We start from the raw sequence: 13,764 nt of genomic DNA, 5'->3' as shown, positions 1-13,764 counted from the left end.
TTGTGGCGCAGATACATGTCACAACCAATTTCCAGGCTCTTCATGCAAGGGGCTCAGCTCGTAACGGGGACAGGCCAGGCGGAAATATTAAACGGTGAGATTTCCCGACTGGCCTGGAGGAGGGCGCTGCTTATTCCAGCTTGCTGAGATCGCGCACCGCACCCTGGTCGGCACTGGTAGCGAGCAGGGCGTAGGCCTTCAGGGCCGCACTGACCTTGCGCGGCCGCGGTTTGGTCGGCTTCCAGCCGATGGCGTCCTGGCGCTCGCGCCGCGCAGCCATTTCCTCTGGGCTGATAAGCAGGTCGATGGTGCGGTTGGGGATGTCGATCTTGATCCGGTCGCCGTTCTGGATCAGGCCAATGGCGCCACCGGCGGCGGCTTCTGGCGACACGTGACCAATGGACAGGCCCGAGGTGCCACCGGAGAAACGGCCGTCAGTGAGCAGGGCGCAGGCCTTGCCCAGGCCCTTGGACTTGATGTAGGAGGTGGGGTAGAGCATCTCCTGCATGCCGGGGCCGCCGCGTGGGCCTTCGTAGCGTACTATAACCACGTCGCCGGCCTTGACCTTGCCGTCGAGGATGTTGGCAACTGCCTCGTCCTGGGACTCGGTGACATGGGCGGAACCTTCAAACACCAGAATGGAGTCGTCGACACCGGCGGTTTTAACCACGCAGCCGTCTTCGGCGATATTGCCGTGCAGCACTGCGAGCCCGCCCTGCATGCTGAAGGCGTGCTCCAGTGAGCGGATGCAGCCCCGGGCGCGGTCGGCATCCAGCGACGGCCAGCGAGTGTCTTGGCTGAAAGCCTGCTGGGTGGGAATGCCCGCGGGACCCGCCTTGTAGAATTTCATGACTTCCGGGCTCGGTTTGCGCATGATGTCCCATTCATCGAGTGCGTCGCGCATGGTTTTGCTGTGCACGGTAGGCAAGTCGGCGTGCAGCAAACCGGCCCGGTCCAGTTCGCCGAGAATGGCCATTATGCCGCCGGCGCGGTGGACGTCTTCAATGTGATATTCCGGTGTGTTGGGCGCCACTTTACACAGCTGGGGTATTTTCAGCGAGAGGGCATCGATGTCGCGCATGCCGAAATCCACCTCGGCTTCCCGGGCGATGGCCAGCAAATGCAGGATGGTGTTAGTGGAGCCGCCCATGGCGATGTCCAGCGCGGTGCAATTCTCGAATGCCTGGTAGGTGCCGATGGACCGCGGCAACACCGATTCGTCGTCCTGCTCGTAGTAGCGTTTGGCGATTTCGACGATGGTGCGACCGGCGCGCAGGAACAGCTGCTCGCGGTCGGCATGGGTTGCCACCACGGTGCCGTTGCCGGGCAGCGCCAGGCCGAGGGCTTCGGCCAGGCAGTTCATGGAGTTGGCGGTAAACATGCCGGAGCAGGAGCCGCAGGTCGGGCAGGCGCTGCGTTCGATCTCAGCCACATCGGCGTCGGAAACGCTGTCGTCGGCGGCGACCACCATGGCGTCCACCAGGTCGAGTTTGTGCTTGGATAGCTTGGTTTTGCCAGCCTCCATAGGGCCGCCGGAAACAAAAACAACCGGTATGTTGAGGCGCATGGCGGCCATCAGCATGCCGGGGGTTATCTTGTCGCAGTTGGATATACACACCAGCGCATCGGCGCAGTGGGCGTTTACCATATACTCCACCGAATCGGCGATCAGCTCCCGCGAGGGCAGGCTGTAAAGCATGCCATCGTGGCCCATGGCAATGCCGTCATCCACGGCGATGGTATTGAATTCCTTGGCCACGCCGCCGGCCTTTTCGACTTCGCGCGCTACCAGCTGGCCCATGTCCTTGAGGTGAACGTGCCCGGGCACGAACTGGGTAAAGGAGTTGGCGATGGCGATGATGGGTTTCTGGAAGTCGTCATCTTTCATTCCCGTGGCGCGCCAGAGGGCGCGCGCACCGGCCATATTGCGACCGGCGGTGGATGTCTTGGAGCGATAAGCGGGCATAAATACGTTCTCAATTTGGTGGATTACTCGGTGGTTCGCTTTTGCAGTCGGAGCTGCAGGGTGACCTGGCCTAACCTTCAGCGTTCCATTCTAACAGATAACAGCGTCTTTGAACCGGGTGCTGCATTCTTTTGTGGTACAGATAAACCATTATGCAAGACTTTTTATAAACACCTTGGAGTTGCGCTGGAAGTTGTAGAGGTTCTTTTTACCGGGCGGCAGCGCCTCCAGGGTGGCGCTGACAAAACCCTGTTCGATAAACCAGTGCGACGCCTGGGTGGTCAATACGAACAGGGAACGGATGCCCATGCTTTTGGCCTGGGCTTCGATAGTCTCAAGGATCAGTGCTGCACGCCCGCCTTTTTGGTAGTCGGGGTGAGTGGCGACGCAGGCCAGCTCGGCAATGGTGGGGCCGGCCGCGCTATCCTCCAGGCCGGCTTCCGGGCCGTAGGGGTAGAGTGCCGCGCAGGCGATGATGGCACCGTCTTTTTCCACCACCGTAAAGCGGTTGATCTCACTCTCCAGCAGCTCCCGTGAGCGCCGCACCAGCGCACCTTGTCTCTCCAGCGGCTCAATCAGCTCCAGCAGGCCCCGCACATCGTCGATATTGGCTTCGCGCACCAGCTCGTACTTGTCCCGGTGTACCAGGGTGCCGGCACCATCGCGGGTAAACAGCTCCTTGAGCAGGGCGCCGTCGTCGCGATAGCTGATAACGTGGCCTCTGGGAACCCCCTTCAGGCAGGCGTCAAAACAGGCTTGCAAGGACTGGGATTGTTCACTGTTGCTCTGCAGTAGTTGCAATTGCTGGCGGCACTCGCCCAGGTTGAGCTGGCGCTGCAATTGTTGCTCGGCGTTGCGAAAACCGTCCCGGGAGGTAAACGCGATCAGCTTGTCCGCCTGCAGGTCGATAGCTACCTGGGTGGCGATCTCGGCAAAACTCATATTGAAAATTTCGCCGGTGGGCGAATAGCCCAGCGGCGACAGTACCACGATGGCGTTCTGGTTCAGGGCCGCGGTTAAGGCAGGGCGATCGATACGGCGCACCTTACCGGTGTGCTGCAGGTCGACCCCGTCGATCACGCCGATGGGTCTGGCGGTGACAAAATTACCACCGATCACCTGGATATGGGCGCCGTGCATGGGCGAGTTGGGCAGACCGGTGGAAAACGCAGCCTCGATGGCGAAGCGCACTTCGCCGATGGCCTGGCAGATGCCGGGGATTTGCTCGGCGCTGGTGATGCGCCACTGCTGGTGAAATTCAGTGCTCTGTTGATCCAGTTGCAGGCGTGCATCAATCTGTGTGCGGGCGCCGTGCACCAGCACCAGCTTTACCCCGAGACTATTGAGCAGGGCGATATCGTGGATGATATTGGCGAAGTTGGCGTCGCGCATCAGTGCGCCGGGCAGCATCAGCACGAAAGTCTTGCCCCGGTGGGCATTGATATAGGGTGACGACTGGCGAAACCAGTTGACGTAGTCCCGGCTGTTGATGGTCACGGATATTCCTTGTTGGCTGAATTGCGCTGCAATTATAAACAGAATCGGGCGATCAATGCCTTAAGGGTTTCCAGCGCCGGCTCGATTTGCTCGACGGCAATAAATTCATTGGGCTGGTGGGCCTGGTTAATAGAGCCCGGGCCCATAACAATGGTCTCCATGCCGAGCTGCTGCAAGAAGGGCGCCTCGGTGGCAAAGGCGACACTTTCGGCCTGGTGGCCAGTCAGCTTCTCGGCGGCTTTGACAATCGCCGATTGCGCGTCCTCGGCAAATGCCGGGACGCCGCCGAACAGTGTGTGGCGCTGGATCTGGCAGCCACTCTGCTGTTGGACCCGCTGCAGCAACTGGTCAATGCGCTGGCGCAACTCTTCATTGTCCATGCCGGGAATCGGGCGCAGGTCAATCTGCAGTGTGCATTGACCGCAGATACGGTTGGGGTTATCGCCGCCGTGAATGCAGCCCAGGTTGAGGGTGGGACCGGGAATGACAAAGCCCGGGTTCTGGTGGGCTTGCTGCAGCTGCTGGCGCAAGGCGATCAGGTCGCCGAGTACCGTGTGCATGGCTTCCAGGGCGCTGTTGCCGAGGCTCGGGTCAGACGAGTGGCCGGAGCGCCCCTCGATGCGTATTTCCTCCATCATGATGCCTTTGTGCATACGGATGGGCACCAGACCAGTGGGTTCACCAATGACCGCGTAGCGGGCTCTGGGGTGGCCGCTGTCCACCAGCGCCTGGGCGCCACTCATGGAGCTCTCCTCGTCGGCGGTGGCGAGGATAATCAGCGGTTGCCGCAGGGGCTTGTCGGCAAAGGCCCGGGCGGCCTCGATGGCGACCGGGAAAAAGCCTTTCATGTCGGTGGCACCGAGTCCGTACCAGCGCCCGTCCTTATCAACCAGTTTGAATGGATCGCTCTGCCACTGAAAGTCGTCGTAGGGCACCGTGTCGGTGTGCCCGGAAAAGACCAGGCCGCCGGGGCCGCTGCCGAGGGTGGCAATCAGGTTGCACTTTTTACCGTCACTGCCGGCGATGGGAATTATTTCTGTCTTGAAGCCCAGTGGTTCGAGCCACTGGGCCAACAGGTGGATAACGTCGCGATTGCCCATGTCCCAGTCGGGGTCGTGACTGCTGACCGAAGGGGCGGCAACCAGTTGTTGCAATTGCTGGAACAGTTTGGGCAGAAGCATAGGGATACCGGGGTTGGAAATTATTGGTTGAATGTAGCAGATTTGCCCGCTTTAGGCTGCACTTCGGTGTCGCTTGGCCATGTTTGTGGCTACAATTCAGGGAGGTTAACAAGTTGCCTGCGCCGGCCCCGGGCCAGTGCCGGTTTCGATGGGAGAGAGAATGTGCTGCAGTTTACGGGTACCGCTTGCGTGCCGCGCTACGCAGGGGATATCGCATGAGTGAAGCCGGGGTCGCGCCGCGGCTGGTAAATCTGCGCAACCTGCTCGATGACCTGATCGATGCGGGGCGCATCAATAACGCTGATGGCAACCTGATTGCGGGCCAGAGCCGCAGCCGCGAGCAGGTTGCCATGCACCCGCTTACCTATATTGCCAGCCAGCGGCTCAATGATCGCTGCACCGGCCAGGTGTTGCACGAGCAAGAGCTGGCCGAGTGGCTGGCCCAGCAGGCGGGTTTGCCGCTGGTGCATATCGATCCGCTGAAAATCAGGGTGGCCGCGGTCACCGAAATTATGTCTTACGCCTTTGCCCGCCGCCACGGCATTCTCTGCGTCGATATAAACGCCGAAGAGGTGGTGGTGGCCTGTATGCAGCCCTTTATCAGTGATTGGGTGCCGCAGCTGGAGCATGTGTCCCGGCGCAAGGTGCGGCGGGTGTTCGCACTGCCGTCGGATGTGCAGCGCTACACGGTAGAGTTTTATACGCTGTCGAAGTCCATTTCCGGCGCCACCGGGTTGGCCGGTCCCTCCCGGGTCACCAATTTTGAACAGCTGCTGGAACTGGGCACGCTGAAAGATCCCGAGGCCAACGACCAGCATATCGTCAATATTGTCGACTGGCTGTTGCAGTACGCTTTTGACCAGCGCGCCAGCGATATCCATATCGAGCCGCGGCGGGAAGTTGGGCGCCTGCGTTTTCGCATCGACGGGGTGTTGCACCAGGTCTATGAATTGCCCGCCGCGGTCACCAACGCGGTCACCAGTCGGCTGAAGATTCTCGGTCGTATGAACGTGGCCGAAAAGCGCAAGCCCCAGGATGGCCGCATTAAAACCCGGCGCCAGGATGACAGTGAAGTGGAGCTGCGACTGTCAACCCTGCCCACCGCCTTCGGTGAAAAACTGGTGATGCGGATTTTTGATCCGGATGTACTGCTGCGCAGCTTTACCGAGCTCGGCCTTACCGGCGACGATTACCAGCGCTGGCAAACCATGATGAGCCGGCCCCACGGCATCGTGCTGGTCACGGGGCCCACCGGTTCCGGTAAAACCACCACCCTCTACTCGTCCCTGAAAAGCCTGGCCACCAGCGAAGTCAACGTCAGCACCATCGAAGATCCCATCGAAATGGTGGAGGAGAGCTTTAACCAGACCCAGGTGCAAGCCAATATCGGCCTCGACTTTGCCGCCGGCCTGCGCACGCTGATGCGGCAGGACCCGGACATTATCATGGTCGGCGAGATTCGCGACCTGGAAACCGCGCAAATGGCGGTACAGGCGGCCCTGACCGGGCATCTGGTTATCTCCACCCTGCACACCAACGATGCCGCCTCCGGCGTTACCAGGCTGTTGGACCTGGGGGTGCCGTCCTATCTTATTCGCTCTACCGTGCTGGGTATCATGGCCCAGCGCTTGGTGCGCACTCTTTGCCCTCACTGCAAGGAGCCGGCGAGCTGTGATCACGACGCCTGGCAGGCGCTGATTGCACCCTGGAAAGTGGCGCTGCCGAAACAGGTCTATGTGCCGGCGGGCTGTCTCGAGTGCCGCAATACCGGCTACCTGGGACGCCAGGGTATCTACGAAATCATGCCGCTGTCGGAGAGCCTGCAGGGCTTGCTCGGTGATCACTGTGACCTGCTGGAAATGCGCAAGCTGGCCATGCGCGAAGGCATGCGAACCCTGCGCTTGTCCGGGGCCCACAAGGTGGCCCAGGGGCTGACCTCGATCGATGAGGTGCTGCGCGTGGCACCGCCGCCCGACGCCAGCTTCTGACCGCAGCTGTTCACGCCGGCGGCCAGCGGTCGGCGCAAATTCGATTAATACCTCTGCTGCCGGGCCCGGTAACTGCAAGACACTGTAATTTCAGGGTGTTTTAATAGCAGGGTTATATACTCGCAGAACGCTCTAATATACAGAACCCTCAAATATAAAGGTGACCTTATGTTACCCACCAATAATCTCCCAACCAGTATGCACCAGCGGCTGCAGCAGCAAATTGAGCGCTGGCAAGATCGGGTCGCCGCGGAGGAGCAGGCCAGCCTGGATCAATGGCTGGCCGCCAACCCCGCCGCTGCCGAACCGCTGGCGCGCATGTGGGTGGCCAGTGACTACCTGATGGGGGTGGCGCTGGATCAGCCGCAGGAATTCCTCAGCTGGCTGCAGGCGGGCTGGTACCAGCGCGCCCTGACGCCGGCTGAAATGGCGGCCGCCCTGGATGCCCGAACAGGGGCTGAGGAGCTGGCCGACAAGGAGTTTGATCGGCAGCTGCGCAAGTTTCGCCGCGATATGATGCTGCGTATCCTCTGGCGCGACTTCTGCCGCCTGGCCGAGTTCGCGGAAACCGCCCGGGATATGTCGCACCTGGCGGAAGTGGTGATCCAGGCGGCCATCGCCTATCACTACCGCCTGTTGCAGCAGCGCTTCGGCACACCCATTGGCAAGCACTCCGGCCAGCCACAGTCATTGGTGGTGCTGGGGATGGGCAAGCTGGGGGGCTATGAACTCAATGTCTCTTCCGATATCGATCTGATCTTTGCCTACCCGGAAGGCGGCGAGACCGAGGGCGGCCGCAAATCCATTTCCAACCAGGAGTTTTTCCTCAAGCTGGGGCAAAAAATCATTGCCAGTATCGATAACACCACCGGCGACGGTTTTGTGTTTCGGGTCGATATGCGCCTGCGCCCCTACGGCGAGAGCGGCGCGCTGGTGCTTAACTTCGATGCCATGGAGGAGTACTACCAGACCCAGGGGCGAGACTGGGAACGCTACGCCATGATCAAGGCGCGGGTGGTATCGGCCGATGCCATCGCCGGTGGTCGCGCCGCCGGGGAAGAGCTGATGGCCATGTTGCAACCTTTTACCTATCGACGCTACGTGGATTTTGGCGCGATCGAATCCATGCGCGGTATGAAGGACATGATCAACCGGGAGGTGCAACGCCGCGGCATCAATGCCGACGTCAAGCTGGGGGCCGGTGGTATCCGCGAAGTGGAGTTTGTGGTGCAGGTGTTCCAGGTGATTCGCGGCGGCCGCGATACGCGCCTGCAGGAGCGCTCGGTGCTGAAATTGCTGCCGCTGCTGGAAGAAGAGGGCTGTCTGCCTCCCGGTGAAGCGGCGCGGCTGGCTGAGGCCTACATATTGTTGCGCAATACCGAGCACGCGCTGCAGGGTTTCCAGGACAAGCAAACCCAGTCGCTACCCGTGGACGACTGGGGCTGGGAGCGGCTGGCCTGGCTGCTGGGCTTTGCCAGCCGGGAGGACTTTGAATGCCAATTGGCGGCGGTACGGGCGCAGGTCAACAGCGCTTTCCAGAACGTTATCGCCAGCAAGGAGGACGGCGGCCAGAAGGGCCAGGATGTTTCCGTTTGGGCGGAGTTGTGGCCCAGTGCCGAGCAACCGGACAGCAACGTCGATGTGCAGCACCTGCAGCAACAGCTGGCCAGCCGCGGGGTGCAAGAAGCAGAGGAGGTGGCGCAGATTATCGTCGGCTTGCGCAGTAACCGCACCCTGCTGGCGATGCAGCCAATCGGCTTGAGTCGGCTGGATCAACTGATGCCGCGCTTGCTGGCGCACCTGTGCGAGCGCCAGGAACCGGCTGAGACCCTGCGTCGGATCGTGGTGCTGATCGAGGCGGTGTCGCGCCGCACAGCTTACTTTCTGCTGCTGATCGAGAATCCCGATGCGCTGGGGCAGCTGGTCACCCTGTGCGGGGCCAGCAGTTGGTTCGCTGACCAGCTGGCGCGTTATCCCTCGCTGCTGGATGAGCTGCTGGACCCGCGCCGGCTCTACAACCCGCCGGGCAAGGATGAGTTGCGCGACGAACTGCGCCAGCAGATGATGCGGGTCGGCTGGGAAGACACCGAGACCCAGATGGAGACGCTGCGCTATTTTCGCAACGCCCACGCGCTCTGTGTAGCGGCCAGTGAAATCGCCGAAGTACTGCCGTTGATGAAAGTCAGTGACTACCTCACTTGGTTGGCCGAAGTGGTGCTCGAGCACGTGTTGACCCTGGCCTGGAAGCAGATGGTCGCCCGCCATGGGCGGCCCCAGCCCGACGCCGATGGGCGCGAGCCGGATTTTATGATCGTCGGTTACGGCAAGCTCGGGGGCATCGAGTTGGGGCACGGCTCTGACCTCGACCTGGTGTTTTTGTACGACGCCGACCCCGCTGCCAGCAGTGATGGTGAGCGGCCGCTGGATCACCGCACCTACTTTACCCGCCTCGGCCAAAAGATCATTCATATTCTCAATACCCAGACCATGTCCGGGCAACTCTATGAAGTCGATATGCGGCTGCGCCCGTCCGGTAATTCCGGCTTGCTGGTCAGTTCGCTGGCGGCGTTTGCCCGCTACCAGCGCGAGGAGGCCTGGACCTGGGAGCACCAGGCCCTGACCCGGGCCCGGGCGGTTGCCGGTGGCGAGCGGCTGAGGCCTGACTTTGAAGCCCTGCGCGCCGAAATTCTGCAGCGGCCCAGGGACGAGCAGGAGCTGCAGAAGGAAGTAGTGGCCATGCGCGAGAAAATGCGCAGCCATCTGGGCAGCAAAGGCAGTGCGGAAGAGAAAGCCAGCCAGTTCCATCTCAAGCAGGACGCGGGTGGCATCGTCGATATCGAATTTATGGTGCAATACGCGGTGCTGGCCTGGTCCCACAAGGCACCGGCACTGACCCGCTGGACCGACAACATTCGTATTTTGGAAACTCTTGAAGCAGAGGGTTTGTTGAGTGCCGGGCAAGTGGCGCCCCTGATCGAGGCCTACAAGGCGTTCCGCTCGGTCGGTCACCGGCTGGCGTTGCAGCGGCTGCCAGCGGTGATCGGCGGAGAGGAGTTGAGCGCCGAACGGGCCGCGGTGCAGTCCCTGTGGCAGAGCCTGTTTGGCGACGCTGACAGCGCCTCCCCAAGCCCGGATTAGGAGATGACCGGTGCGGCCAGCGAGGATGGAGTGCTGCGCCAGTAACTTAACCCGGGCTTGCCGGGTGATTGAGCCGACGCTTTAAATATCGGTCAACCAGCCGTGAATGTCCTCGGCTCGGCCCCACTGGATGTCGTTGAGGGCGGTGCGCAGCTTCACCGTGGTGGCGCCGACTCCGCCGTTGCCGACCTTGTACTCCTCGCCCTGGTAGACCAGGGTTCCGACCGGGGTCAGTACCGCCGCAGTGCCGGACAGGGCGATTTCGCAGCCGGGTTTGGCGGCCCGCTCCAGCAATTCAGTGACGGTCAGGTTGCGCTCCTGCACGTCCATGCCCAGGTCCCGGGCCAGGGTGAGGATGGAGTTGCGGGTAATGCCGTGCAGGAAGGAGTCGTCCAGGGCCTTGGTGATCAACTGGTTGCCGTCGATGAGGATGGCATTGGCGGCGCCGGTTTCCTGCACATCGCCGTTGGGGCAGAACAGGATCTGGTCGATCTTGTGCTCGCGTTTGGCCTTCATGGTGGGGGGCAGGGCGCTGGCATAATTGCCGCCGCTCTTGATCACACCCATATGCGGCGCGCAGCGCATGACGTTTTCCTCCAGCAGGAGGCGCAGGGTGGCGCTGGTGTCGCCGCTGAAATAGCTGCCCACCGGTGACAGCAAGACGTAAAAACACGAGGTCAGGGAGGGGGAGGCGGCCTTGCCGATGCAGGGCTCAGTGCCGATATGGGTGGGGCGGATATACATCGATCCGGGCGCTTCAGGCACCTCGCTGGCGAAGCGACGAACCAGCTCAAGTATCATGCTTTTAACCGCGGCTTTGTCCAGTTTGGGCAGAGCCAGAATGTCGCTGCTCTGGCACATGCGCTCGACATTCTGGTCTATGCGGAAAATTTTCACCGTGCCATCGCTGTGGCGAAACGCCTTCAGTCCCTCAAAGCAGGTGCTGGAATAGTGCAGCACGTGGGCGCCAGGATGCAGTGTCAGCTTGTCGCTGGGGACAGTCTCGGCCGGGCTCCAGTTTGAGCCGTCGAACCAGCTGATCGCCATCTCCGGCATAAATACGGAACCAAAAGCAGTCATAATGAATATCTCGAAATTCAGGGTTGCGCCACCGACGTCGGCTGCCCCGGGCCAGCTGTTTTTGGCGGCGGGCGGCTGCCGGGCCAGGGGGTCGAGCCGGGTAGCGGCGGCGGAAGTTTCGAATTGTAATCATCTGGAGCTGAAATTGGAATCGCAGTGATGCATTGCTGCACCGCGTTCCCGGGCGGGGAGCAAGAGCATTCATAAGCCCGCGGAAGTTCCCCCCGGATTTCAGCCGCGTTCCTGTTTGTGGGCGCCCCATGGCTGGGTTATAGTGCGCCACGCTAAATACACATACACGTTCGAGTTCAGGTAAGGGAATGCAATGAAAAAGCGGCCGGTCAAGACCTTCTTCAGGAAGTACTTTCCCTACCCGTTCCTGGTGGTGCGCGCGCTGAAGCTGATGTTCAGCCAAAAATCCTACCTGCGCCAGAGTGGCTATCTCCTCAGCAGCCGGGAGCGACGACCGTGCAGCGCCGACGGCGGGCCCTTGCCGTGGATGAACTACGGCGTCATCCACTTTCTGCAGGCGCGCCTGCAGGGCGATTTGAAGCTGTTCGAGTATGGCAGTGGCTTTTCCACCCGCTACTACGCCGAGCGAGTTGGCGAGGTCACCTCGGTGGAGAGCAGTCGCGAATGGTACGACCTGATTGGCCCGACCCTGCCCGCCAATGTCGAGCTTATTCACGCCGACACCGGTGACGGCTATATCCAGGCAATCGCCGGCCAGGGTCAGCAGTACGATGTGGTTGTCGTCGATGGCCGCGACCGGGTAGATTGCGTCAAGGCCGCATTGCCCTGCCTGTCTGCCAGTGGTGTGCTGTTGCTGGACGACTCCAGCCGCGAACGCTATGCGCCGGCGGTTGCCCATATGCACGAGGCGGGCTTTCGCAGCCTCGAGTTTGTCGGTCTCAAGCCGGGCAGTATCGATGCCCATCACTCGACGCTGTTCTATCGCCCGCAAAATTGCCTGGGTATTTGATTGGGCCCGATCTAATTAGTATCGATTTAGAAACCAGCTAATTGTCAATTTACCCTCATTCCCGCCCAGGCGGGAATCTACAGGCTTCAAGGGTTTGCTTGGTCACGGACTGTCGCCTGCGCGGCGATGAGATAAAGGCTTGTTGGATGTGAACTAGTGAGTGCCCGCCGACTCCATGGTTTCGAGGTAAATAGCGTGGGTGTTCTCGACCATTTTTTGCAGCGACAAATTGTTCCTGGCCCATTCAAATAGCGGCGCCATTTCGAGTTTCAAGGCGCTGGCGTTGGGCGCGTGGGCAGCGATTTTTTGGCGCAGCCCTGTAATGTCGCCGGAGTCTACCAGATACGCCTCCGGCAGCACGTCTTCGGTGCCCGGGACTCGAGTCGAAACCATGGGCAGCTCGGCCAACAGTGCCTCGACCATGACATAACAAAAACCTTCCCGGCGCGATGAGATTATCAGCAAATCTGCAGCTGGAATGGCCTCGCGCAGATTATTGTAGTGGCCCGCCAGGGTGACACTCTGAGTCAGCTGCAACTCTGTAATCTGCTTCTCCAGTTTGGCTCGCTCGGGGCCATCACCAAAAATAACCAGTTGACCGAAGTCGTTCTGCCAGGCACTCAGCAGGTCTTCAAAGGCTTTGGCTGGCACCAGTCGCCCCACCGCGATGCAGAGCGGTAATTGCGGGTCGAGCTGATATTTTTCGATCAGCTGTTGGCGGGTTAAAGTGGCGCCGGTGTAGGGTGACAGTCCGTTGTAGACAACGTGGGTGTTGGGGTGCGTGAGGTTTTTTATGGTGCCATTGCTAACCCCGATTACGCAGTCTATGGCGTTGAACATGGATACGGATTTTTTGCGGTTGTGAATGGTCGCTACTGTTATGCCGGGAATGAAGCGTCTCAAGGTGGCGATAAGTGCTGTGGCTTTGTTGGCCTGGCTGTGGATTATGTCGGCTTTTTCCCGGCGCAAAATAGTGGCGAGCTTGAGTAAAGTCGACAGGTTGTAGCGGGACTTCGACAGGTCCAGGGGTATGTATTTCACCTGGGATGAGATGCGGCTTGCGTATTTTTCGTGGGCGATGGCCACCACTTCGACGCCCAATTCAGCCAGGCCATTGGACAGGTCAATAAAGTGATTTTCCAGGCCGCCGTTACCGGTGCCGGCCATGATTTGTATGATTTTCATTGCGGATTCCTGTGCTGATGTGGCGGCGCTGCCCTACACGGCCCGGCGCTCGTCGGGCAGCAGCCAGCCGTGCGGCCCGTAGTCCTGTTTGTTGTGTTTTATATGCAGCAGCCGGTCGATGGCGTGGTGCAGCGACACCACGCGCCGGCCTGCCTTCTTGCGGGCGAGGCGCTTGCTCCAGTAGGCCAGCGGTACCAGGTCTGGCCAGCCGAGGCCGTCAATAAGGTAAAGTTGCACCGGCACTGAGTCGACGCAGCGGACCACCAGGTTGTGCAGCAGCAACTGGCGCGAGGGCATGCCCAGTTCGGCCCAGCGCTCCCCGAACGATTGCAGGGCCCCGTTGATGCGCGCATCTTTACCGTAGGTCCAGATGTATTGTTTCATGGTGATGGAGATCAGGTTGTCACTGTCGCGGATCATATCGCTGCACAGTCCCGGTCCCAGGTTGGTCTCGACAAAGCCGTAACAGCGGGGAATCAGTTCGTAGGCGGGTTCACCGACGCACTGGTCGATCTTGCGATAGACGCTGGCTTCCTGCAGGTTGTCGTTAAAGTATTTGAGCGGCTTGAGGTTCTTGGGGAAATAGGTTTCGCCGCGTTTGATGGCCGGGGAGCGGTCCTCCCGCAGTACCTTGATGCAGCGCGTCGGGTCCTCCGGGTGGATAAAGCACAGGCGATTGCCACCCTGGGAAAAGGCGTTGTCGACGCTGCCGAGTTCAACGGAACCAGGGTTCATAATGCGGATGGT

9 protein-coding genes are annotated in these 13,764 nt (G+C 60.6%); 3 read left to right on the top strand and 6 right to left on the bottom strand.

From position 1 onward, the window contains the following. Nucleotides 1-130 precede the first annotated feature (130 nt). The 3 genes from ilvD to argE all read right to left on the bottom strand — a co-directional run bounded on the left by ilvD (nt 131) and on the right by argE (nt 4,644). Nucleotides 131-1,966, bottom strand: coding sequence for a dihydroxy-acid dehydratase (ilvD, locus tag G8764_RS07370; RefSeq protein ID WP_166163671.1), 1,836 nt, complete (start codon nt 1,964-1,966; stop codon nt 131-133). 150 nt (nt 1,967-2,116) lie between these two features. Further along, the gene (gene argA / locus G8764_RS07365; RefSeq protein ID WP_166163669.1) at nt 2,117-3,463 is read right to left on the bottom strand and encodes an amino-acid N-acetyltransferase; all 1,347 of its coding nucleotides are present in this window, start codon (nt 3,461-3,463) and stop codon (nt 2,117-2,119) included. 32 nt (nt 3,464-3,495) lie between these two features. Further along, on the bottom strand, nt 3,496-4,644 hold the full coding sequence (gene argE / locus G8764_RS07360; RefSeq protein ID WP_166163667.1) for an acetylornithine deacetylase: 1,149 nt from the start codon (nt 4,642-4,644) through the stop codon (nt 3,496-3,498). A gap of 215 nt (nt 4,645-4,859) precedes the next feature. Between argE and tfpB the strand changes: the two genes are divergently transcribed. Together tfpB and glnE are read left to right on the top strand one after the other, a co-directional pair. Continuing rightward, a complete protein-coding gene (gene tfpB / locus G8764_RS07355) occupies nt 4,860-6,632 on the top strand; it encodes a type IV pilus assembly ATPase TfpB (protein ID WP_166163665.1) in 1,773 nt (590 codons plus the stop codon). Between the two features lie 168 nt (nt 6,633-6,800). Continuing rightward, a complete protein-coding gene (gene glnE, locus G8764_RS07350; protein ID WP_243748650.1) occupies nt 6,801-9,770 on the top strand; it encodes a bifunctional [glutamate--ammonia ligase]-adenylyl-L-tyrosine phosphorylase/[glutamate--ammonia-ligase] adenylyltransferase in 2,970 nt (989 codons plus the stop codon). A gap of 81 nt (nt 9,771-9,851) precedes the next feature. Here the strand turns inward: glnE and G8764_RS07345 are convergent, their stop codons facing one another. Continuing rightward, nucleotides 9,852-10,850 carry a branched-chain amino acid aminotransferase gene (locus G8764_RS07345; protein ID WP_166163663.1) on the bottom strand — a complete coding sequence of 333 codons (999 nt, stop codon included), beginning with the start codon at nt 10,848-10,850 and terminating at the stop codon, nt 9,852-9,854. A gap of 325 nt (nt 10,851-11,175) precedes the next feature. On the opposite strand from G8764_RS07345, the gene G8764_RS07340 reads away from it, so the two are divergent. Continuing rightward, a complete protein-coding gene (locus G8764_RS07340) occupies nt 11,176-11,832 on the top strand; it encodes an FkbM family methyltransferase (protein WP_166163661.1) in 657 nt (218 codons plus the stop codon). 153 nt (nt 11,833-11,985) lie between these two features. Here the strand turns inward: G8764_RS07340 and G8764_RS07335 are convergent, their stop codons facing one another. Next, nucleotides 11,986-13,017, bottom strand: coding sequence for a glycosyltransferase (locus tag G8764_RS07335; protein WP_166163659.1), 1,032 nt, complete (start codon nt 13,015-13,017; stop codon nt 11,986-11,988). 33 nt (nt 13,018-13,050) lie between these two features. Further along, complete coding sequence (locus G8764_RS07330) at nt 13,051-13,752, bottom strand: YrbL family protein (protein WP_166163657.1); 702 nt, start codon at nt 13,750-13,752, stop codon at nt 13,051-13,053. Between the last annotated feature and the right edge of the window lie 12 nt (nt 13,753-13,764).

The sequence above is a fragment of the Pseudomaricurvus alcaniphilus genome (genome assembly GCF_011440395.1).
Lineage (GTDB): Bacteria > Pseudomonadota > Gammaproteobacteria > Pseudomonadales > Cellvibrionaceae > Pseudomaricurvus > Pseudomaricurvus alcaniphilus.
The sequence above is the reverse complement of the archived record's forward strand: the minus strand, read 5'-3'. Positions and strand labels throughout refer to the sequence as shown.

What these genes read in the sequence shown, in the direction of transcription:
- G8764_RS07345 (WP_166163663.1), bottom strand. Translation starts at nt 10,850, where the DNA reads ATGACTGCTTTTGGTTCCGTATTTATGCCGGAGATGGCGATCAGCTGG.
- G8764_RS07340 (WP_166163661.1), top strand. Translation starts at nt 11,176, where the DNA reads ATGAAAAAGCGGCCGGTCAAGACCTTCTTCAGGAAGTACTTTCCCTAC.
- G8764_RS07330 (WP_166163657.1), bottom strand. Translation starts at nt 13,752, where the DNA reads ATGAACCCTGGTTCCGTTGAACTCGGCAGCGTCGACAACGCCTTTTCC.
- tfpB (WP_166163665.1), top strand. Translation starts at nt 4,860, where the DNA reads ATGAGTGAAGCCGGGGTCGCGCCGCGGCTGGTAAATCTGCGCAACCTG.
- G8764_RS07335 (WP_166163659.1), bottom strand. Translation starts at nt 13,017, where the DNA reads ATGAAAATCATACAAATCATGGCCGGCACCGGTAACGGCGGCCTGGAA.
- ilvD (WP_166163671.1), bottom strand. Translation starts at nt 1,966, where the DNA reads ATGCCCGCTTATCGCTCCAAGACATCCACCGCCGGTCGCAATATGGCC.
- argE (WP_166163667.1), bottom strand. Translation starts at nt 4,644, where the DNA reads ATGCTTCTGCCCAAACTGTTCCAGCAATTGCAACAACTGGTTGCCGCC.
- glnE (WP_243748650.1), top strand. Translation starts at nt 6,801, where the DNA reads ATGTTACCCACCAATAATCTCCCAACCAGTATGCACCAGCGGCTGCAG.